Here is a 20756-nt window from a genome sequence, read left to right on the forward strand (position 1 = left end):
GCGATCCGTACACCTCGACAGGGAAACAGCCGTCGATGCTAGGTGGTCAATGACCACTCATGTATCGGGGGTTTCCTTAGCTGTCGGGTTCTGCAGAGCAGTGTTCAGGGCGTGTGCGCAGGGCGCTTCCAGCAAAACCTGACTTCATCGGCGCTCAACCTCAGCATTGCCGACGGCAGCATGCAGTCGCCGTAGATATCGAATTTGGTATGTCGTACCGTCTTGACTGCCCGATTCAAGGCAGCGGGCTCAAGCCCAGTTCTTTCAAAAAGGCATTGTGCTTTTGCTTGGCCGCTGCAACGGCCTTCTCGATCTCGACCAATTCAGCATGCGTCGCTGCCAAATCGATCTCCGCCTCACCAACGGCCGTGCTGATGTAGCGCGAGATGTTCAGGTTGAAGTCGTTCTTCTCGATCTCCGCCATGTCCACCCGCCGCGCGTAGCGAGGAGATTCCTTGCGGAACTGGTACGTCTCGATGATCTGGGCGATGTGCGCTTCGGTCAGCTGGTTCTGGCGCTTGCCCTTGACGAAGTGTTCGGCGGCATTGATGAATAGCACATCGTCCGGCTTCTTGCATTTCTTCAGCACCAAGATGCACACCGGAATGCCGGTGGAATAGAACAGATTCGCCGGCAGGCCGATCACGGTGTCGATGTGGCCGTCTTTCAGCAGCTTGGTGCGGATGCGCTCTTCGGCGCCGCCACGGAACAGCACACCGTGGGGCAGGATGATCGCCATCACCCCTTCATCCTTCAAGAAATGAAAGCCGTGCAGCAAAAAGGCGAAGTCGGCCGCCGACTTGGGGGCAAGCCCATGGTTCTTGAACCGCACGTCATCCGCAAGCGCATCGGTAGGCTCCCAGCGGTAGCTGAATGGGGGATTGGCCACGATGGCGTCGAACGCCGGCTTCTTGGCCGGGTTCAGCTCGCGCAGCATGTCCCAGTCGTTGGTCAGCGTGTCGCCATGGAAGATTTCGAACTCGGTGTCCTTCACCCCGTGCAGCAGCATGTTCATGCGCGCCAGGTTGTAGGTGGTGATGTTCTTTTCCTGGCCGTAGATCTTGCCGATGCCGTGCGGGCCCATGCGCTTGCGCACATTCAGCAGCAGCGAGCCTGAGCCACAGGCAAAGTCCATCACGCTTTCCAGCCGTTGCTTCACGCCCGTCTTGGGTTCCTGGCTGTCCAGCGTGACGATGGTTGAGAGGATGTCGGATATCTGCTGTGGCGTGTAGAACTCGCCCGCCTTCTTGCCGGAGCCGGCGGCGAACTGGCCGATCAGGTATTCGTAGGCATCGCCCAGCGCATCCACGTTGGTTGAAAACTCTGCCAGCCCTTCGGCAATCTTCTGGATGATGTTGCAGAGCTTGGCATTGCGTTCGACGTAGGTCTTGCCTAGCTTGGGCGAGCCCAAGTCAATTTCGGAGAACAGGCCAGCAAAGGTGCTCTGGAACGATTCGGTTTCGATGTACCTGAAACCCTGCTGCAAAGTACGCAGCAATTCGCCGTCTTGCGTGCGGGCCATCTGCGCAATGCTGCTCCACAAGTGCAGCGGCTCAATCACATAGTGCACCTTGCGGCGCATCTGTTTCTCAAACTCTGGCACATCGTTCAGGTTGCCCTCGTACCAAAGCTGCAAGGGTGTCGATACAGAACTGTCGATCTGTGCAGGGTAGTCTGCACCCAGCTCTTTCTTCGCCGCGGTCTCGTAGTTGTCAGACAGGTAGCGCAGGAACAGGAACGACAGCATGTAGTCGCGGAAATCATCCGCGTCCATCGCACCGCGGAGCTTGTCGGCAATGGCCCAGAGGGTCTTGCCCAGTTGCTTTTGGTTTTGTTCAGTCATTTTTTTGGGCGGTGCTTGATGGTGCTTTCCAACGCCTTCAGGTCCGCATCGTCTTGCTGGTCGGCATGCAGCGCGTCTTGCTGTTTGCGACGCTGGTCGTAGTCAAGGTAGAGCGCACTTGTCTTGGATTCCATCTGCGCATGACTCACCGCGCCAGTGTGCGTGAGTACAGGAAAGCCGTTGGAGCTGATGATCTGATCCACGTTCTGCTTCCAGAAAGCCATGCGAATTTCTTGACGGCTCTTGGTGCGCAGCTCCGCTGTTTCCAGGAAGATCACCACCAGCCGGTTCAGAGTGTCGATCTCGTCTTCGGTCAGGTAATTCTTGGCCACCAGGATGTCTTGCTTGCGCACCTGGGCGCCCTTCCAATGCATCAGGCCAAAGTTGGGATCATTGCGATTGGCCCGGGCTGTGATGAGTTCGGCGGCCGTCTTTTGCGTCACGGCGTAAAGCAACAGGTTTTGCACCGCGGCAAAAAAACTCTGCGTCGCCTGGTCCGTCTTGTCGTAGTCGCTGGCCAGCGCCAACAGATCTCGCACCTTTTGGTAGAAGCGCTTTTCCGAAGCCCGGATGTCCCGTATGCGGGCCAGCATCTCGTCGAAGTAGTCCGGGCGGCCATCCGGGTTCTTCAGCCGCTCGTCGTCCATCACGAAGCCTTTGACCAGGTACTCCTTCAGCACCGTAGACGCCCAGCGGCGGAACTGCACGCCGCGCGGCGAACGCACCCGATAGCCCACGGCCAGAATGGCGTCCAGGTTGTAGTGCGCCACGCGGTAGTTCTTGCCGTCGGCGGCAGTTGTCAACCGTTGGTTGACAACTGAATCTGGGCTCAACTCCTGCTCTGCAAAGATGGCTTTGAGGTGCTTGGCAATGTTCTGCTTGCTGGTCTGGAACAGCTCCGCCATTTCAAGCTGGGCCAGCCATACCGTGCCCAGATCGGCACGGAGCTGAATCTGGCTGTTGCCGTCCTCTGTGGTGTAAAGAATCAAGTCATTCATGCTGCAGGCGCTCCGGCTCTTCTCTTCGCGGGCGGCTCAAAGACCTCAGGCAGCACGAACTCATATCGCCCCAAAAACGCATCAAGAATCTGCCGAAACAACTTCTTGTTGTCGTCCACCATCACCGAAGGCTGGTAGATGTCGTACTTGCCGTGGCTCAGCAAGTTGAGCGCGCGGGAAAACAGCTCAGCATCATCCAGCCCGTGAATGCAGGCCGAGAAATCGTCGCGCCCAAAAAAGGTGGCTGTCTTCTCCAAAATACTGCGCAGCATATTGAAATGGTAGGTGTACAGAGTGCCACCATGGGCCGCCTTTTGCAGTTCCGCCAACATCGACACATGGTGAAAAAACGGTGTGTCATCCGTTGCACGCAACGTGTAGGCGGTGCCTCGCTCAGGGCGCTGCAGAAGGTACTTCTTGTGTGCATCTTTCTTCAATTCATTGCACACCACATTGAAAAACAGCGCGTGGTGGGATGACACCACCGCCTTGATGGGCGCGGGAACCATACGCGGGGCCATGTCCACTTCGCCCGGTCCGTCGGCCACCACCGCTTCAGGTCGGGTTCTGCTTTTGGCCTTGCGCAGCAGCTTGGCCAGATCGCTGGCGACTGCGATGGCGTTGTTGTCGTCCAGCGACGTGATGGGGTCGTCGATGTAGAGGTACTTGACCCACGCGTACGTTTCCAGCCCATCGATCACCCGCTCGCAAATGGCCATGAACAGGCACCAGATGAAGATGTTCTCTTCGCCGCGGGATATCTTGATGTGGCGGGCGTCCTCGCCCTTGCGGAAGCTGACGGTCCATTGGTCGTAGTCAATGTCGAACAGAAAGTCCGCATAGCGACCAAGGTAGTAGCCGATACGCTCGTCCAAGGCCAAGTCCTTCAAACCCTTGAAGAACTTCGAGTGGGTGTTGATATGCAGACGCCGCTCGCTGTCCTTCTCCAGATCGTTGTCCCAGGAGAACAGGTCTTCGGTGAAGGCGTTGAAGTAGAGCGTATCGCTCACCGTCTCCGTAATGGTCAACGCTTGGTTCACGTGGTCATTGACATTCATGGGGCGCGAAATCTGCTTCTTGCCCGCATCCTTGAACGCCATTGAAAGCCGGGTCTTGCCAGTGCCGTTGTACGCATAGAGCAGCACGAAGTCTTGATTGCCACCGTTCAAGTCATCGCGAAGCCGGGCAACCAGCTTGCGCATGTCGTTGAAGCGATGAATTTTCGGCTTCTCGCTCATGCCTCAATGGCCTGTGCGAAGGGGAAAAGCTGTTGCATCAAACCCTTCTTGTGGGCCTTAAAGGTTTCGAGTTCTTGGCTGGCGACAGTGATGAGGTTGTCGAGAGAAGTAAGGCAGTCTGCGATTCGCTTTTGCTCTTTAAACTCTGGCATCAATATGGGTAATACGCTCAATATTTCATTGTTGATATTTTTTTGGGCTGCCGCAGGAGCAATTTTTTTCAGGTACTCCTTTTTGCCTCTGACCGCTAGCTCTAAAAATTCTGCAAAGACACCATCCTTTGGAATCAGTCCAGCCACGCTGTCCGTGAAACACGCCTCGTGCTCAAGTAAGCCTGTGTCGCCAATATTTGCTGCAATGGTAATTAGAACAATTGGTGGTTTGAAAAGCTTACTGACACTGAGCCCCTGCTCATTTAACGTCTGACTTGCTCGTACTGCGCCACCGTTTGATTTGACAACATCGCCCGTTTGGATGAATGGATACTTGCCGCCGAAGAACCGTGGATCGTTTCGGGGTCGATGTGAAAACTTACCGCGCTGGATAGTGCAGATTGCCCCAAGATTCTTCTCCGTCCAACTCCCTGCGTACTGAAACTCAGGAAAGCGCAGACGCGGTTGGGTTTCGCCCTCGCGGGGGAGGAGCTGCTGCATCAGTCCCTTTTTATGGGTTTTGAGCACGTCCACTTTGCGGACCTGTGCGGCGATCAGTTCATCCAATGAACTCAGGCAGTCGGCGATCTTCTGTTGCTCTGCTGCAGTCGGAACAGGCAGACGAAGTTCAGAAAACTGCCTGTAGCTGATCATCTTTCCATCACGCAGGCCTTCAAGGTTTCTCGTTAGGATTTGAATGAACCTGTCAGTCTTTAGGTAGTGCCTGAAATAAGCATCGTTTCCTTCACTTCGCCGCCGAAGGACAACGTAGGCCGGACTACATATTCCCTGAAATTGTGAGTATTCAATACCCCCTTGAAACGACCTGAGGCTAATGACGAAGTCACCTACTTGAACGACCTTGTAGGATTCAATGCTCTTTTCAGTCACCGAGACGTGGTAGTCAATCATGTGACGCGGGATTGCGCCATGTTCTTGAGTCACCGCCAATACGGGAAGACCGGGCTCGAGGTTTTTATCGCTGATTTGGTCAAAAAGGTCGCCGCCAAATTGATCTTTCCAGCCCGGCTTACTCCTAAATTCAGGGAAGCGCAGTCTGGGTACGAGCGACGCTTTTTCCTTAACTCTCATACGCACTCAATCCCGAAATATCTCGCCCCTGTGCGCGCTTCTGTAACAGCGGCAGCAGCTCCTTCATCAGCGCCATTTCGGATTGGGCGCGGGCCTTCCAGCCCAAGCCCAGAGGGGTCATGAGGTCACTCAAGGCATCTCCATCAAAAATCATGCGCTGCAAGATGCCATCCACAAATGCTTGAACAGCAGCAGGCGCAAGCTGGTGCCGGGTAGCGATGTCGGCCAGTTCGGCGCTGTCATTCACTTTTTTGAAGCGGGTATACCCCTCGCGGATGGCGGTTTCGCTCAGGCCTTCACCCGCCTTCAGCGTGTTGATATAGGCGGCAATGTCGTCGCGCTCATTCATGAATTTGGCGTCGGCCTGGATAAGGCCAACGAGCTCTTCGCGGCTCATCTTCTGCTTGCCGCCTGACCCCTGCTGGGAGTAGCGAGCCATCAGGCCCATGATGTAGTCATAGTCGATGACAGCAGATGCGAACAGCACAAACTCGAAGTCGAGCTGGTCCACATCTGCAGAGTCGCCGTCTTTCGCTTCGCCGCCCTTGTCCCGCAGGGCCTGTTGTTGCTTGAGGCGCTGGGCTGTTTCCAGGTATGCGCCGCGAAAGCCTTGCAGGTTCTCCGCGGGCAATATCTGCTCGATCGCAGTGGCGTTGTCTTCGGTCAGGTCGGTGTACTGGTCGAGCTGGGTTTTCAGGCGCTGCACGTCCTTGAAGTTCTGGATGAAGGCCGCGCGCGCGTCATCACCCTTGAGATGGGGTACCGACTCCGGTGCGCACGCCAGCCCTTGGGACTGCATGAAGTCGGTGAGCTTTTGCACGGCTGCGTCCAGCTTCTCAATGACCACGGGGGCCTTGTCCACCAGCCAGATTTCGCGGGCCTGCTCGCTCGTCTGCTCACCCGAAAAAAGGGCAATGGCTGCATCGACATTGCCCTGCTGCTGGCGAAAGTCGAGGATGTTGCCGTAGGGCTTGGTGCCGTTGAGCACGCGGTTCGTGCGTGAGAACGCCTGGATCAAGCCGTGGTACTTGAGGTTCTTGTCCACGTACAGCGTGTTCAGGTACTTGGAGTCAAACCCGGTGAGCAGCATGTCCACCACGATGGTGATGTCGATCTTCTTGGCCGCTGGGTAGTCGGCATTGGGCCATTGATGGTCTTTGATGCGCTTTTGCACGTCCTGGTAGTACAGGTCGAACTCGCTGATGCTGTGGTTGCTGCCGTACCGCTGGTTGTAGTCGGTCAGGATGGACTTGAGGGCTTCCTTCTTCTTGTCGGGCTCGACCTCGTTGTCTGCCTTTTCCTGTGGCAGGTCTTCCTGGATCTGCTTCACATCGGCATTGCCTTCGGCCGGCGGCGAGAACACGCAGGCAATGTTCAGCGGCTGGAAGTCGGGGTCGGCTTGCTGGCGGGCCTTTTGCAGTTCGTCGAACAGGCCGTAGTACTCGATGGCGTCGTTGATGCTGTTGGTGGCCAGAACGGCGTTGAAACGGCGCGTGGCGGTGGCGGTGTCGTGCTTGGCGAGGATGGCGTCGATCACCGCCCGCTTGGCCAGGGCCTCGCCGGGTTTCGGTGGGTTCTTGCCCTCGGGCTTGTAGTAGTCCACATGGAAGCGCAGCACGTTCGCGTCTTCGATGGCGTGGGTGATGGTGTAGGCGTGAAGCTGCTGCTGGAAGAGGTCTTCCGTCGTTCTGAAATGCCCCTCGTCGCCCTCGAACTGCTTGGCGGTGGCGTTCTTTGCAAAGATCGGCGTGCCGGTGAAGCCGAACAGCTGTGCCTTGGGGAAGAACTCCTTGATGGCATCGTGGTTTGCGCCAAATTGAGAGCGGTGGCACTCGTCAAAAATGAACGCGATGCGCTTGTCGCGCAGCGGTGCCAACTGCTCTTTGTAGGTGGCTTTGCCGTCTTTCTTTTGCTGCTTGTTGCGCTTGCTGGTTTCATCCAGCGCCAGGCCCAGCTTCTGGATGGTGGTGACGATGACCTTGTCGGCGTAGTCGTCTGACAGCAGGCGGCGCACCAGCGCGGCGGTGTTGGTGTTCTCCTCTACGCAGCCTTCCTGGAAGCGGTTGAATTCCTCGCGGGTTTGGCGGTCCAGGTCTTTGCGGTCCACGACAAAGAGGCACTTTTCGATATCGGGGTTGTCCTTGAGCAGCGTGGAGGCCTTGAAAGACGTAAGCGTCTTGCCGCTGCCGGTGGTATGCCAGACGTAGCCGTTGCCGCTGTTCTGGTGGATGCATTCCACGATGTGCTTGACCGCGTACACTTGGTAGGGCCGCATCATCAGCAGCTTCTGCTCGCTGGCCACCAGCACCATGTAGCGGCTGATGGTCTGGCCCAACGTGCATTTGACGAGGAAGGTCTCGGCAAAGCTGTCCAAGTGGGTGATCTTCTTGTTGGCCTCGTCTGCAAACTGGTAGATCGGCAAGAAACGCTCGTCGGCGTTGAACGCGAAGTGGCGCGCGTTGTTGTTGGCGAAGTAGTAAGTGTTCGTGCGGTTGCTGACGATGAAGATCTGCAAGAAGCACAGCAGCGTCTTGCTGTAGCCGTTGCCGGGGTCGTTCTTGTAGTCGACGACTTGCTCCATGGCGCGGCGGGGGGTAATGCCCAGCGTTTTCAGTTCGATCTGCACGCACGGCACGCCGTTGATGAGGATCAACACGTCGTAACGGTGGTGGCTGTTGTCGGTGTTGATGCGCAGCTGGCTAACAACCTCGAAGGTGTTCTTGCACCAGTCCTTGATGTTGACCAAGGTGTAGTTCAGCGGAGTTCCGTCGTCCCGCGTAAACGCGTTGCGCTCGCGCAGGGTGCGGGCTGCGGTGAATACATCGGGGGTGACGATGCCGTCTAGCAGGCGGGTGAACTCGCCATCGGACAGGTGCACGCGGTTGAGCGCTTCGAACTTCTCGCGGAAGTTGCGCTCGAGCGCGGCACGGTCACGGATTTCGGGGCGATAGTCGTACTTGAGCTGCTGGAGCTTGCCGATGAAACCGTATTCGATGTGCTCTTCCTTGACGACGAGACGGGTCGCGCCGGACGGCATGTCGTAGGTGGTTTTGGGTGAAGGCATCGCGCGGCTAAAGGTGGTGTTCGCTTATTGTGGCCGATAGTTCCTGGTCGATTGAGCTGCGGCGAGTAGCGGTACATCATTGCCAGCTCACAGCTTGATGGGAGTCCCATCACGGGCGCCGTGGAACGACCAGTTTCCACGCGTCGCAGTGACAGGTATGCAGCTAAGACCTTGAATTTGACGGCTGGCCACCTCGATCGCTTCCGCTGCAAAGCGGATGCTCGCATTGTTCGTAGACGATCAGCGTGGAGTGCATAGCTGACGCCGAGGCCCATCCCACAAACCTCAACCGAACCGAATGTTCTCCATCACGAAGACTTCAGCCATTGCACCCCAAAGGACCTGATCCCTAGGCGGGCCGCGAAACACGCTGCCCGCAGACCAACTGCTAACTGCCGGCCTCAGGCGTTCCACGCCGCGCCTTCTCACTCGCTTGAAACAGCTCTCCAGCCTTGCGAGCAAGCTCAGCCGCAAGCCAAAGCAAGTTGTCCAATCGTCGAGGCCCATCCCCGCTGCACCAGTCGATGCCTTCCCCGTGGCAGACCCACAGCAGAGCTTCGAGTTGAGAGAGGGTGTTTTCGAGAAGATCCGCCGGGTCTTGGGCGTTGTCTTCGGCCGCTACCGGCGTAGTTGGCCGGGCTATAGTCTTGGTAGCCATTTTTGTGCGTTCCTTCCAAGGTGATTGCACGAACTTGGTTAGACGGCTGGGGTGCTAGTAACACCCTGGCCGTCGCCTTTTGATACCTCGCATCTGCATCGCTGCTTTCGCACCGACGACCTGCCGCGAGGCAAGCAGCCTTCAAACATCTCGGTGGCGGTTGGGTGTGTTGCGCTTTCTTCTCCCCTTGGTGGGGTGTCGAGTGACAGGGGCATTCACTCTAGAGAAGAACCCGGCGAAGTAGCCGGCTCATGCGGCACGAAGTCTTGGCAACCGCCAACAAATGCAGCTTCCGCAGCGGCTCTGAACGATCACGCTGGCGGGGTGCCTTGCGCAGCGAAATAAAGGAGGATGCCGAGGGCCGGGGGACATTCGCTTCGCCGCGTACCCCGTCGGCGTGATCGCCCCCCGGATGCGAGCAGAAGGACTCAGTCCATCCAGGACCGCGCCCGGTCCAGATGCTCGCGGCACTCGCGGACCATGCGTTCGAGCAGTTCCGCGCAGGTCGGAATGTCGTCGATCAGGCCGATGCACTGGCCGGCCGAGACCACGCCGTTCTGCACCTCGCCCGACTCCAGCGCCGCGCGCCCGCGCGCACCGGCGACCAGCGGACGCACTTCCTCGAACTCGCAGCCACCGGGACGGTTCTCGGTGGCGACGACTTCCTCAGAGATGGCGTTGCGGAACACGCGCGCGGTGTTGCGCATGGTGCGGAACATCAGCTTGGTGTCGCGCTCGGTCGCATCGACCAGCGCCTGCTTGATGTTGTCGTGGATCGGCGCTTCCTTCGTCACGCAAAAGCGCGTGCCCATGTTGATGCCCTCGGCGCCCAGCGCGAGTGCCGCAGCCATGCCGCGCCCATCGGCGATGCCGCCCGACGCGATGATCGGAATGCGCAGCTTGCGCGCCGCGATGGGCAGCAGCACGAGGCCGGGCACGTCGTCTTCGCCCGGATGGCCCGCGCACTCGAAGCCGTCGACCGACACCGCATCGACGCCATTGCGTTCCGCCGAGAGCGCATGGCGCACCGAGGTGCACTTGTGGACGATCTTCACGTCATGCCGCTTCAGCGCCTCGATGAAGTCCTTCGGGCTGTTGCCCGCGGTCTCGACGATCTTGATGCCGCTGTCGATGATGGCCTGCACGTACTCCGCATACGGCGGCGGCTTCACCGCCGGCAGGATCGTGAGGTTCACGCCGAAAGGCTTGTCGGTGAGCGCGCGGGTGCGTGCGATCTCGTTGCGCAGGTCGTCGGGCGTGGGCTGCGTGAGCGCGGTCACGATGCCCAGGCCGCCGGCGTTCGACACGGCCGCCGCCAACTCGGCGCGGCCCACCCATTGCATGCCGCCCTGGATGATGGGGTAGCGAATGCCGAGCAGTTCGGTGATGCGGGTCTTCATCGGTGCCGGCTCCTCTTACAGCGTGGTCACCAGTTCGGGCACAGCCACGAACAGGTCGGCCACGAGGCCATAGTCGGCCACCGAGAAGATCGGCGCTTCTTCGTCCTTGTTGATCGCCACGATCACCTTGGAGTCCTTCATGCCGGCCAGATGCTGGATCGCACCCGAGATGCCCGCTGCGATGTACAGCTGCGGCGCGACGATCTTGCCCGTCTGGCCCACTTGCCAGTCGTTCGGGGCGTAGCCTGCGTCCACTGCAGCGCGGCTGGCACCTAAGCCGGCGTTGAGCTTGTCGGCCAGCGGGGCCATCACTTCGGTGAACTTCTCGGCGCTGCCCAAGGCACGGCCACCCGAGACGATGATCTTGGCCGCCGTCAGTTCGGGGCGTTCGCTCTTGGTGACTTCACGGCCCACGAAGCTGCTCTTGCCGCTGTCGGCCACACCTTCGGCCGTTTCGACGGTGGCGTTGCCGCCTGTGGCTGCTGCGGCGTCGAAGCCGGTCGTGCGAACGGTGATTACCTTGGTGGCATCGCTGCTCTGCATCGTGGCAATCGCGTTGCCTGCGTAGATCGGACGCTCGAAGGTGTCGGGGCTGTCCACCTTGGTGATGTCGCTGATCTGCGCCACATCCAGCTTGGCCGCCACGCGCGGGGCGACGTTCTTGCCGTTGGCGGTCGAGGGGAACAGGATGTGGCTGTAGTTGCCGGCGATGGCCAGCACTTGAGCGGCGACGTTCTCGGCGAGGTTTTCAGCGAGGCTCGGGCTGTCGGCGGCGATGACCTTGGTGACGCCCACGATCTGGGCGGCGGCCTTGGCAGCTTCGGCGGCGTTGGCACCGGCCACAAGGATGTGGACGTCGCCACCGCAAGCCAGCGCTGCGGTCACGGTGTTGAGGGTGGCCGGCTTGATGCTGGCGTGGTCGTGTTCGGCAATGACGAGTGCGGTCATGTTCGTTGTCTTCCTCAGATCACTTTGGCTTCGTTCTTGAGCTTGTCCACCAGCGTTGCAACGTCAGGCACCTTGATGCCTGCCCCGCGCTTGGGCGGCTCGCTGACCTTCAAGGTCTTCAGGCGCGGCTTGACGTCCACACCCAGGTCTTCGGGCTTGAAGACGTCGAGCTGCTTCTTCTTGGCCTTCATGATGTTGGGCAAGGTGACGTAGCGCGGCTCGTTCAGGCGCAGGTCGGTCGTGATGACGGCTGGCAGGCTCAGGGAGATGGTCTCCAGGCCGCCATCGACTTCACGCGTCACAGTGGCCTTGTCGCCAGCAACTTCGACCTTCGAGGCGAAGGTGGCTTGCGGCAGGTCGGCCAGCGCAGCCAGCATCTGGCCCGTTTGATTGGCATCGTCATCGATGGCTTGCTTGCCCAGGATGATGAGCGAGGGCTGTTCCTTGTCCACCAGCGCCTTGAGCAGCTTGGCCACAGCCAGCGGCTGCAGCTCTTCGGTGGTTTCAACGAGGATGCCGCGATCGGCACCGATGGCCATGGCCGTGCGCAGGGTTTCCTGGCACTTGGCATCGCCGCAGGACACGACGATCACTTCGGTCGCAATGCCCTTTTCTTTCAGGCGAACCGCCTCTTCGACGGCAATCTCGTCGAAGGGGTTCATGCTCATCTTGACGTTGGCAATGTCCACCCCGGTGCCGTCGCTCTTGACGCGCACCTTCACGTTGTAATCGACGACCCGTTTGACAGGCACAAGAATCTTCATGGTTGTGTTCCTTCGAATATCAGATGAGGCAGAAGAGGTTTATTCGAGCCGGGCGCCCGACTGCTTGATCAGGCGCTCCCACACCGGGCGCTCGGCCTTCCAGGCGGTGGCGAAGAGTTCGGGCGAGCTGTCCTTGATCTCGAAGCCCATGGCCGCCACGCGCTCGCGCACGTCGGGCTGCTGCGTGGCCTTGCGCACCTCTTGCGCGATGCGGTCCACGATGGGCTTGGGCGTCTTGGCGGGCACCGCGATGGCGAGCCAGCCGGTCACGCGGTAGGCCTCGTCCTTCAGGCCTTGCTCGGCCAGCGTGGGCACATCAGGCAGTGTGCTCATGCGGCGCTCGCCGCTCACGCCGATGGCGCGGATTTTTCCGGAGTCGATGTGCGGCTTGGCCACCAGTGCGCTGGCATAGGCCATCTGGATCTGGCCGCCGATCAGGTCCTGCAGCATCGGTGCCTCGCCCTTGTAGGCCACGTGGTTCATGTCGGCCTGCTGCGTGAGGCTCATGTGCGCGCCGGCCAGGTGCGGGTAGGCGCCCACGCCGTACGAGCCGTAAGCCAGCTTGCCCTTGTTGGCGCTGACGTACTTCAGCAGCTCGGGGCCGGTCTTCACGGGCACGCTCGGATGCACCACCAGCACCAGCGGCGCCATCGCGATCTGGTAGACCAGCGTGAGGTCGCGCTGCGTGTCGTAGGGCAGCTTCTCGTACAGGAACTCGTTGGTCATCAGCGAATTGCTCAGGCCCAGCACGATGGTGTAGCCGTCGGGTGCCGACTTGGCGACCGCGTCGGTGCCGATGATGCCGGCCGCGCCGGGCCTGTTGTCGATGATGATGGGCTGGCCCAGGCCGGCCGACATCTTCTGGCCGATCACGCGCGCGAGCACGTCGGTGGCGCCGCCGGCCGCGAAGGGCACGACCATGCGGATCGGCTTGTTCGGGTAGGTATTCTGAGCCTGCGCGGCAGGCAGTGCGCACAGCGTGGTGACGGCAGCAGCGGCGCACAGCAGGGCACGGCGGTTCGGGATGCGGAAATTCATGGCTTGTCTCTGTCTTCTCTCGGTTTCAAAAAATCTTGTGGTCACTGCAGCGCGATGCGCGTCTTGAAGGGCAGCGGCTCCAGCGCCTTCTGCAGCCGTTCCTGCAGTGGCGCGGCCAGCGCGCCCGCGGCCTTCGCATCGATCCGCACGCGCACCAGGCTCTCGCCTTCGGTCGTCACATCGGGTCTTGCGGCGGCGTCCACGCCGAGTGCCGCGCACACCTCGGCGACCGTCGCGGCCACCACCTGCCGCGCGGCCATGGCGCGCAGCTCGGGCTTGTAGATCTTTCCGACGTTGGTCATCGGCATGGTCGCGATCACCGACACCCACTTGGGCCGCGCGGGTGCTTCGTCCACGCGCCCGGCGGTGAAGGCCAGCAGCTCTTCTTCGGTGGCGGATGCACCGGGCACCAACGTCGCGAAGATCACCGGCAGCTCGCCCGCATAGGCATCGGGTGCGCCGACTGCCGCGCACAACTGAACGGCCGGGTGCGCGCCCAGCGCGTCCTCGATGGTCTTGGGGTCGATGTTGTGGCCGCTGCGGATGATCAGGTCCTTCGAGCGACCCGTGAGGTTGAGCCGCTGCTCGCTGTCGATCCAGCCCAGGTCGCCGGTGGCGAGCCAGCCGTCGGCCGTGAAGGCCTTGGCGTTGTCTGCAGGGTCCACGAAACCCGAGAACACGTTCGGCGACTTGAAGAGCACCATGCCCTGTTCGCCTTGCGGCATCTCGCGGTCGCTCGCGTTGCCGTTCTCGTCGAGCGCCACCACGCGCATCTGCATGTAGGGGAGGCGAAAGCCCACGCAGCCCGCAGGCCCGTCCACGCCCGGTGGCGTGATGGTCGAGATGCCGGCCATCTCGGTCATGCCCAGGCTTTCGTGCACGTGCAGGCCGAACAGGCGCTCGAAGCGCGCGGCCAGTTCGGGGGCGAGCACGGCGGCACCGGTGCGGCAGTAGGTGATGGAGGAAATGTCCGCGCCGTCCAGTGGCACGTTCGCCAGCGCCGCCAGCACGGTGGGCACGGCCGACAGCGAGGTCGGGCGGTACTTCGCCACCAGCTTCCAGTAGTTGGCCAGCACCTCCTTGTTGCGCAGCAGCGAGGGCGTGGGAATGATCACTTCCACGCCCGCCGACAGCGACGACAGCGAGGCCGGCAGCACGCCCGCCACATGGAACAGCGGATAGCCGTTGATGGAGATGCCGTTCTCGTTCATGCCCGCGACCTGCACGCTGGCCCAGGCGGTGAACACCTGTGCGCCATGGCTGTGGCGCGCGAGCTTGGGCGCACCGGTGGTGCCACCGGTGTGGAAGTAGGCGGCGATGTCGGTGGGTGCGATGTCGCGGCCGCTCACGAGACGGTCGGACGGTTGCGCCGCGCGCAGCACGTCGAACTCGGCCACGCCTTCGGGCAGCGCACCTGCCGCGCCCGCTGCCTCGTCATGCGGCGCCACGCGCAGCACGGTGGTGAGCGTGGGCACATGCCCGCGCAGGCGCATGGCCTTCGACCACATGCCCGATTCGCTGTCCGAGCCATAGGCGATCAGCACCTTGGCACGGCCGGCGGTCATCAGCGCCACCAGCTTCTCGTCGGTCAGCAGCGGGTTCAGCGGCTGCACGATGCCGGCCGCTTCACCGCCCCAGAGCGCGAGGTGGTATTCAAGGCAGCCCGGCAGCAGCACGGCCACCGCATCGTCGGGACCCACGCCCAGCGTGTGCAGCAGGTTGGCGGTCTGGTGGATGCGCGCGAGCAACTCGGCGTACGACCAGCGGATCGGTTCGTCCGCCGGGTTGCCGGTGCGCAGGAAGGTCAGCGCGGTCTTGTTGCCGAAGGCCGCACCGGCGTTGCGAAAGATCTCGTAGGTGCTGCGCACCGTGAGCGCCTGCGCCAAAGGCGTCTCTTCGAGCTTGTGGATGTCCGCGAGGCTGCGAACGGGAAACGCGGGGCGGAACGGCGCGCCGACCGGGGTCTTGATGTTGTTGTTCTTTTCGTTGTCTGTCATGTCTGTCTCCTTGATGGTGTCGCCCTGTCGGCCGCCGTTGTTTTACTGGTTCGTGATGTGGTTGTCGCGAATGACCTTGCCCCAGCGCTCGAAGTCCTGCTTCATGCGCACGCCGGTCTGCTCGGGCGTACGGTAGGCCGCGAAGGAGCCCACGCTCTGCAGCTTGTCCTGCACTTCCTTGTCGGCCAGCGCGTTCTTCAGCGCGGCGCTCATGCGGTCGATCACATCCTTCGGCGTGCCGGCCGGTGCCAGCAGGCCGCCCCACGAGGTGGCGTCGAAGCCGGGGAAGCCTTGCTCGGCCACCGTCTTCACGTCGGGCAGCAGGCTCACGCGCTGGCCCGAGCCCACCGCAATGGCGCGCAGCTTGCCGGCCTTGATGTGCGGCAGCACGCCCACGAGGTCGGAGAACATGGCAGGCACCTGGCCGCCGATCAGGTCGGTCACGGCCGGTGCGCTGCCACGGTAGGGCACGTGCTGCATGTCGAACTTGCCGATGGTCTTGAGCTGTTCGGTCGTCAGGTGGCCGAAGCTGCCGGCGCCGGCCGTCGTGTAGTTGAGCTTGCCGCCTTCGGCCTTGGCCTTGGCGATCAGGTCCTGCACGCCGTTCACGTCGGGCAGCGACTTGGGGTTGACCACCAGCACGATCGGCAGGTCGTACACCGAGCCCACAGGCGTGAAGTTCTTGAAGATGTCGTAACCGGTCGGGCCATACAGGTGCGAGGCCAGCAGCGTCGGCGTGGCCAGCATCACGAAGGTGTAGCCATCGGGCGCGGCGCGCGCGGCAGTGGCGGCACCCACGGTGCCCGAGGCGCCGCTGCGGTTGTCGATCACGATGCTCTGCTTGAGCGCGAGCGACATCTTCTGCGCCACGATGCGCGAGGCCACGTCGGTCGGGCCGCCGGGCGGGAAGGGCACGATCAGCGTGATCGGCTTGGTGGGCCAGGCTTGTGCGAAGGCAGCGCCGGCCACGAGAGGCAGGGCCAGGGCGAGGAGTGCGCGGCGAACGGGATTGCGGAGGGAGCGGAAAGCGAGGGAGGCCATGGACTTCTTCAATTCAGGGGGATTCACGGGATCAGGAATGCAAGGCGTCTTCTTCAGACGACGCCGCTTGTTTTCAGCGCGGCCAGCTTTTCATCCGACAGGCCGAGCAGGGACTGCAGCACGTCGTGCGTGCCTTCGCCCAGGGTGGGCGGCGCGCTGCGCACGGGCAGGCGCTCGCCATCGAAACGGTAGGGAGGCGCCAGCACGTTGACGGTGCCGGCCACCGGGTGCGGCTGCGTAGTCACGAGGCCGGCGTCGGTCGCGCGCTTCGATTGCAGCGCTTCGAGCAGGCCCAGCACTTCGCCGCACGGAATGCCTGATGCCGTGAGCTTGGCGAGCAGGTCGACGCGCTTGCGCTTGGCCAGCTCGGCGTGCAGCTCGGGCAGCAGCACCGCGCGATTGGCCGAGCGCAGGATGTTGGTCTTGAAGCGCTCGTCGGCCGCGAGGTCAGGCCGCTCGATCACCTCGGTGCAAAAGCGCGCGAACTGGCTGTTGTTGCCCACGGTGATGACCAGCGGACCGTCTTCGGCATCGAACACGCCGTAGGGCACGATCGACGGATGCGAGTTGCCGTAACGCGGCGGGTCTTCGCCCATCAGCAGCGCTTCGAGGCCGTAGTAGGCGGTGATCATCAGGCCGCAGTCGAACAGCGCCATCTCCACATGCCGGCCCTTGCCGGTCTTCTCGCGCTGGTAGAGCGCCGCCAGGATGGCCTGTGCCGAGTACATGCCGGTGAACAGGTCGACGGCCGCCACGCCGAACTTCAGCGGCGGCTGGTTGGCTTCGCCGTTCAGCGCCATCAGGCCTGCCTCGCCCTGCACCACGAGGTCATAACCCGGCCGCGCGGCCTCGGGGCCGGTGCGGTCGTAGCCCGAGATCGAGCAGTAGATGAGGCCCGGCTGTTCCTTGCTCAGTTGCTCATAGCCCAGGCCCAGCTTGTCGATGCCGCCGAACTTGAAGTTCTGGATCACCACGTCGCATTGCTTGGCCAGGTCGCGCGCGATCTGCTGGCCTTCAGGCGTCTGCAGGTCGAGCGTGACCGAGCGCTTGTTGCGGTTCACGCTGTTGAAGTAGGCGGTCTCGGTCTTGCCGACGCGTAGGCCCCAGTCGCGCGTGTCGTCGCCGCGGCCCGGGTGCTCCACCTTGATCACTTCGGCGCCCATGTCGGCCAGCACCATGCCGCACCAGGGGCCCGCGAGGATGCGGGACAGATCGAGGACGCGCACGCCGGCGAGCGGCAGCGAGGAATTCAGTGAGGACATGACGGCAACTCCAGAAAGACGAAAAACCTCCGCACCCAGGTGCAAGAGGTTGAAGGGGCGAGCGCGGCGCGTGTCAGGACGCGCCTTGCTTCTGGTGGCGCAGCGCAACGAAGTCGGCCTTGCGTTTGCCAAGGAACGCGCCAATGCCTTCGGCCGCTTCGGCATCGGCCTGTGACTCGACCATGAACACGGCTTCGGCGTCGAGCTGTTCTTCGAGCGATGCGTGATGCGCCTGTCGGCACAGCGTCTTGATGCGCGCGCTCGCACGCTGCGGGCCGTTCGCCACCTTGGTCGCGAGCGCGATGGCTTCGGCGAGTGCCGCGCCCTTGTCGGTCAGGCGATTGATGGCGCCCAGTGCGTGCAGGCGTTCGGCCGGCATGCGGTCGCCGGTCAGGCACATCTCGGTCAGCACCTGGCGCGAGACGAACTCCGACAGGAAGGCCGTGGCGCCACCGTCCGGCGTGAGGCCGACCTTGACGTAGGCGACCGTGTAGAAGGCATCGCGTGCCGACACGAGCATGTCGCAGGCCAGCGCCATCGACAGGCCCGCGCCTGCAGCGCCGCCTTCGACCGCCGCAATGACCGGCTTGCCGCAATCGCGGATCGCGCGGATCAGGTTGTGCAGGCCTTCGAGCTTTTCGCGGCGCTCCGATGCGGGCAGCTCGCGGCGCTTGGCCAGCAGGTTCAGGTCGCCGCCGGAGCAGAAGAAATCGCCCGCGCCGGTGAAGACGACGGCGCCGACTTCGGGGTCGTTCGCGGCATCGGTGAGGGCGGCCGACAGCTCGGCGTACAGCGTCGGCGTGATCGCATTGCGTGCGGCCGGGTTGCTGTTGGTGAGGATGCGGACGGCACCTTCTTGCGAGATCAACACAGTCTTGTTGTCGCTCATGCCGCAAGCTCCTTGCCAGACTCTTTGCCCAAGGCGATGTAGCGCTGCAGATGGTGGTCTTCGTCGCCGAGCTGGTGGTCGATCATCATGAGGCGCTTGGCGTAGTGGGGCAGCGGCAGCTCCCACGTCATGCCGATGCCGCCGTGCATCTGGATGCTTTCCTCCGCCACCAGCGCGCCGATGCGGCCGATGCTGAACTTGGCGGCCGACAGCGCGCGCTCGCGCGCCACGCGGTCGGTGCCGTCGATGGCGGCTGCGGCATTGATGACGGCCGAGCGGGCCTGTTCGATTTCAAGCAGCAGGTCGGCCATGCGGTGCTGCAGTGCCTGGAAGCTGCCGATCAGGATGCCGAACTGCTTGCGCGTGCGCAGGTAGTCCAGCGTCGCGGTCTTGGCGGCTTCCATCGCGCCCAGCGCTTCGGCGCACAGGGCGAGTACGCCGCGGCCGATGGCGCGTTCCAGCGTGGCGTGGCCTTGGCCTTCAACACCGAGCAATGCATCGGCACCGAGCTTCACGCCATCGAGCGTGAGTTCGGCGACACGGCCACCGTCGATGGCGGGGCAGCCGCGCACCGAAAGGCCCGCCGTCTTTGCAGGCACGAGGAACAGCGAGATGCCGGCTTCGTCGTCCACGTTGCCCGAGGTGCGGGCCGAGACGAGGAACAGGTCGGCCTGCTCGCCCTGCGGCACGACAGCCTTGGCGCCCTTCAGCACCCAGCCATCGCCGGTGCGTTCGGCGCGCGTCGAAACGCGCGTGCGTTCGTAGTGCGTGTCGGCTTCATCGTGCGCAAAGGCCGCGACGGTGACGCCATTGATGATGTCGCCGATCTTTTCCTTCTGCGCCGCATTGCCGGCAACGCTGATCGCCTCGCCGACCATCATGGCGCCCAGCAGCGGCTCGACCACGAGGCCACGGCCCAGTGCCTCGAAGACCACGGCGATGTCGAAGCCGCCGCCGCCGAAGCCGCCATCGGCCTCGCTGAACAGCGCGCCGATCACGCCGAGTTCGGCGAACTGCTGGAATATTTCCTTGCTGAAACCATGCGCCGACTTCGCGATGCGGTCGCGCGCATCGAAGGCGTACTGCTCGGCGATGAAGCGGTTCAGGCTGTCGGCGAGCATGCGCCGGTCTTCGGTGTGTGCGAAGTTCATTGCATGTCTCCTTACAGGCCCAGGATCATCTTGCTGATGATGTTCTTCTGGATTTCATTGGAGCCGCCGAAGATCGACAGCTTGCGGTTGTTGAAGTAGCGCGCGGCGGCTGCCTTTGCATAGGCCGGGCCGAAGGTCTCGCCTTCGAAGCCGTCCTGCAGTGCTTCGGCCACGAAGGGCCGGCCGTAGACGCCCATCGCGCGGCGGGCCAGCGAAGAAATCTCCTGGCGGATCTCTGTGCCGCGAATCTTCAGCATCGAGCTTTCCGCGCCGGGCACACCGCCACCGGCCACTGCGGCGATCACGCGCAGGTTCGTCGTCTTCATGTTCTCCAGGTCGATCTCCACACGCGCCATGCGCGCGGCGAACGACGGGTCTTCGGCGAGCGGCTTGCCGTTCTTGGTCTGCTTTGCTGCGATGCCCTTGAGCTGCTCGAGCGCGGCCACCGAGAAGCCCACGCCCGCGATGTTGGTGCGTTCGTAGGTCAGCAGGTACTTGGCGCAGGTCCAGCCCTTGTTTTCTTCGCCGACCAGGTTCTCGGCCGGCACGCGCACGTCGGAGAAGAACACTTCGTTGACTTCATGCTCGCCGTCGAGCGTGATGATCGGGCGCACTTCCACGCCGGGCGAGGTCATGTCGATCAAGAGGAAGCTGATGCCTTCCTGCTTCTTCGCCTCGCGGTTGGTGCGCACCAGGCAGAAGATCATGTTGGCGTGCTGGCCCAGCGTGGTCCAGGTCTTCTGGCCGTTCACGATGTAGTGGTCGCCCTGCGCGTCGATGCCGCGCACGGCCGAGGTCTTCACTGCGGCAAGGTCGGAGCCCGCGCCGGGTTCCGAATAGCCCTGGCACCACCAGTCGGCACCATCGAGGATGCGCGGCAGCCAGCGCTGCTTTTGCGCTTCGTTGCCGTACTTGATGAGCACCGGCCCCAGCATGTTCACGCCGAAGGGCACGATGCGCGGCGCGAAGGCGAGGGCGCATTCGTGCTCGAAGATGAACTTCTCCACCGCCGTCCAGCCCGGGCCGCCGTACTGCTCGGGCCAGTGGTTGGCCAGCCAGCCGCGCGCGTTCAGGATGGCGTGCCATTCCTGCATGTCGGCCTTGCTGAGAATCTGGCCGCCGCTGACCTTGGCCGAGAGGCGCGCGGGCAGCTTGTCGGCGAGGAAGGCGCGCACTTCGGCGCGGAAGGCTTCTTCTTCGGAGGTGAAGTTCAGGTCCATG

At 62.3% G+C, this 20756-nt stretch carries 15 protein-coding genes; all 15 read right to left on the reverse strand.

Features of this window, described 5'->3' with window-relative positions; genetic code table 11:
* Positions 1–235: 235 nt before the first annotated feature.
* The 15 genes from H7F35_RS16265 to H7F35_RS16335 all read right to left on the reverse strand — a co-directional run bounded on the left by H7F35_RS16265 (position 236) and on the right by H7F35_RS16335 (position 20755).
* On the reverse strand, positions 236–1843 hold the full coding sequence (locus H7F35_RS16265; protein WP_187113843.1) for a type I restriction-modification system subunit M: 1608 nt from the start codon (positions 1841–1843) through the stop codon (positions 236–238).
* Positions 1840–2841, reverse strand: a complete 1002-nt coding sequence (locus H7F35_RS16270; RefSeq protein WP_187113844.1) for a virulence RhuM family protein — start codon at positions 2839–2841, stop codon at positions 1840–1842. The genes H7F35_RS16265 and H7F35_RS16270 overlap by 4 nt, the downstream gene beginning before the upstream one ends.
* Entirely contained in the window at positions 2838–4079 is a 1242-nt protein-coding gene (locus tag H7F35_RS16275; protein WP_187113845.1) for an anticodon nuclease, read from the reverse strand. Before H7F35_RS16275 ends, H7F35_RS16270 begins: the two co-directional genes overlap by 4 nt.
* On the reverse strand, positions 4076–5323 hold the full coding sequence (locus H7F35_RS16280; protein ID WP_187113846.1) for a restriction endonuclease subunit S: 1248 nt from the start codon (positions 5321–5323) through the stop codon (positions 4076–4078). The genes H7F35_RS16275 and H7F35_RS16280 overlap by 4 nt, the downstream gene beginning before the upstream one ends.
* The gene (locus tag H7F35_RS16285) at positions 5313–8387 is read right to left on the reverse strand and encodes a type I restriction endonuclease subunit R (RefSeq protein ID WP_410010782.1); all 3075 of its coding nucleotides are present in this window, start codon (positions 8385–8387) and stop codon (positions 5313–5315) included. Before H7F35_RS16285 ends, H7F35_RS16280 begins: the two co-directional genes overlap by 11 nt.
* A gap of 1086 nt (positions 8388–9473) precedes the next feature.
* The gene (locus H7F35_RS16290) at positions 9474–10445 is read right to left on the reverse strand and encodes an NAD(P)H-dependent flavin oxidoreductase (RefSeq protein WP_187113847.1); all 972 of its coding nucleotides are present in this window, start codon (positions 10443–10445) and stop codon (positions 9474–9476) included.
* A gap of 15 nt (positions 10446–10460) precedes the next feature.
* Positions 10461–11393, reverse strand: coding sequence for an electron transfer flavoprotein subunit alpha/FixB family protein (locus H7F35_RS16295; RefSeq protein WP_187113848.1), 933 nt, complete (start codon positions 11391–11393; stop codon positions 10461–10463).
* A gap of 14 nt (positions 11394–11407) precedes the next feature.
* Positions 11408–12157 (reverse strand): electron transfer flavoprotein subunit beta/FixA family protein, encoded by a 750-nt coding sequence (locus H7F35_RS16300; protein ID WP_187113849.1) that lies wholly within the window; start codon positions 12155–12157, stop codon positions 11408–11410.
* Between the two features lie 39 nt (positions 12158–12196).
* Positions 12197–13195: a Bug family tripartite tricarboxylate transporter substrate binding protein gene (locus H7F35_RS16305; RefSeq protein WP_187113850.1), complete on the reverse strand. Its 999-nt coding sequence runs from the start codon at positions 13193–13195 to the stop codon at positions 12197–12199.
* A gap of 41 nt (positions 13196–13236) precedes the next feature.
* On the reverse strand, positions 13237–15105 hold the full coding sequence (locus H7F35_RS16310; RefSeq protein WP_410010792.1) for an acyl-CoA synthetase: 1869 nt from the start codon (positions 15103–15105) through the stop codon (positions 13237–13239).
* Between the two features lie 129 nt (positions 15106–15234).
* Positions 15235–16233: a Bug family tripartite tricarboxylate transporter substrate binding protein gene (locus H7F35_RS16315; RefSeq protein ID WP_187113852.1), complete on the reverse strand. Its 999-nt coding sequence runs from the start codon at positions 16231–16233 to the stop codon at positions 15235–15237.
* Positions 16234–16286: 53 nt separating this feature from the next.
* Positions 16287–17495, reverse strand: coding sequence for a CaiB/BaiF CoA transferase family protein (locus tag H7F35_RS16320; protein WP_187113853.1), 1209 nt, complete (start codon positions 17493–17495; stop codon positions 16287–16289).
* 73 nt (positions 17496–17568) lie between these two features.
* Positions 17569–18384: an oxepin-CoA hydrolase, alternative type gene (locus H7F35_RS16325; RefSeq protein WP_187113854.1), complete on the reverse strand. Its 816-nt coding sequence runs from the start codon at positions 18382–18384 to the stop codon at positions 17569–17571.
* Positions 18381–19535 (reverse strand): acyl-CoA dehydrogenase family protein, encoded by a 1155-nt coding sequence (locus H7F35_RS16330; RefSeq protein ID WP_187113855.1) that lies wholly within the window; start codon positions 19533–19535, stop codon positions 18381–18383. The genes H7F35_RS16325 and H7F35_RS16330 overlap by 4 nt, the downstream gene beginning before the upstream one ends.
* A gap of 11 nt (positions 19536–19546) precedes the next feature.
* A complete protein-coding gene (locus tag H7F35_RS16335; protein WP_187113856.1) occupies positions 19547–20755 on the reverse strand; it encodes an acyl-CoA dehydrogenase family protein in 1209 nt (402 codons plus the stop codon).
* Position 20756: the final 1 nt, after the last annotated feature.

Source organism: Variovorax sp. PAMC26660, from assembly GCF_014302995.1.
GTDB lineage: Bacteria > Pseudomonadota > Gammaproteobacteria > Burkholderiales > Burkholderiaceae_C > Variovorax.

Coding starts and splice junctions, on each gene's coding strand:
- H7F35_RS16300 (WP_187113849.1), bottom strand. CDS start 12,157: ATGAAGATTCTTGTGCCTGTCAAACGGGTCGTCGATTACAACGTGAAG.
- H7F35_RS16320 (WP_187113853.1), bottom strand. CDS start 17,495: ATGTCCTCACTGAATTCCTCGCTGCCGCTCGCCGGCGTGCGCGTCCTC.
- H7F35_RS16325 (WP_187113854.1), bottom strand. CDS start 18,384: ATGAGCGACAACAAGACTGTGTTGATCTCGCAAGAAGGTGCCGTCCGC.
- H7F35_RS16330 (WP_187113855.1), bottom strand. CDS start 19,535: ATGAACTTCGCACACACCGAAGACCGGCGCATGCTCGCCGACAGCCTG.
- H7F35_RS16315 (WP_187113852.1), bottom strand. CDS start 16,233: ATGGCCTCCCTCGCTTTCCGCTCCCTCCGCAATCCCGTTCGCCGCGCA.
- H7F35_RS16285 (WP_410010782.1), bottom strand. CDS start 8,387: ATGCCTTCACCCAAAACCACCTACGACATGCCGTCCGGCGCGACCCGT.
- H7F35_RS16295 (WP_187113848.1), bottom strand. CDS start 11,393: ATGACCGCACTCGTCATTGCCGAACACGACCACGCCAGCATCAAGCCG.
- H7F35_RS16270 (WP_187113844.1), bottom strand. CDS start 2,841: ATGAATGACTTGATTCTTTACACCACAGAGGACGGCAACAGCCAGATT.
- H7F35_RS16305 (WP_187113850.1), bottom strand. CDS start 13,195: ATGAATTTCCGCATCCCGAACCGCCGTGCCCTGCTGTGCGCCGCTGCT.
- H7F35_RS16275 (WP_187113845.1), bottom strand. CDS start 4,079: ATGAGCGAGAAGCCGAAAATTCATCGCTTCAACGACATGCGCAAGCTG.
- H7F35_RS16290 (WP_187113847.1), bottom strand. CDS start 10,445: ATGAAGACCCGCATCACCGAACTGCTCGGCATTCGCTACCCCATCATC.
- H7F35_RS16335 (WP_187113856.1), bottom strand. CDS start 20,755: ATGGACCTGAACTTCACCTCCGAAGAAGAAGCCTTCCGCGCCGAAGTG.
- H7F35_RS16280 (WP_187113846.1), bottom strand. CDS start 5,323: ATGAGAGTTAAGGAAAAAGCGTCGCTCGTACCCAGACTGCGCTTCCCT.
- H7F35_RS16265 (WP_187113843.1), bottom strand. CDS start 1,843: ATGACTGAACAAAACCAAAAGCAACTGGGCAAGACCCTCTGGGCCATT.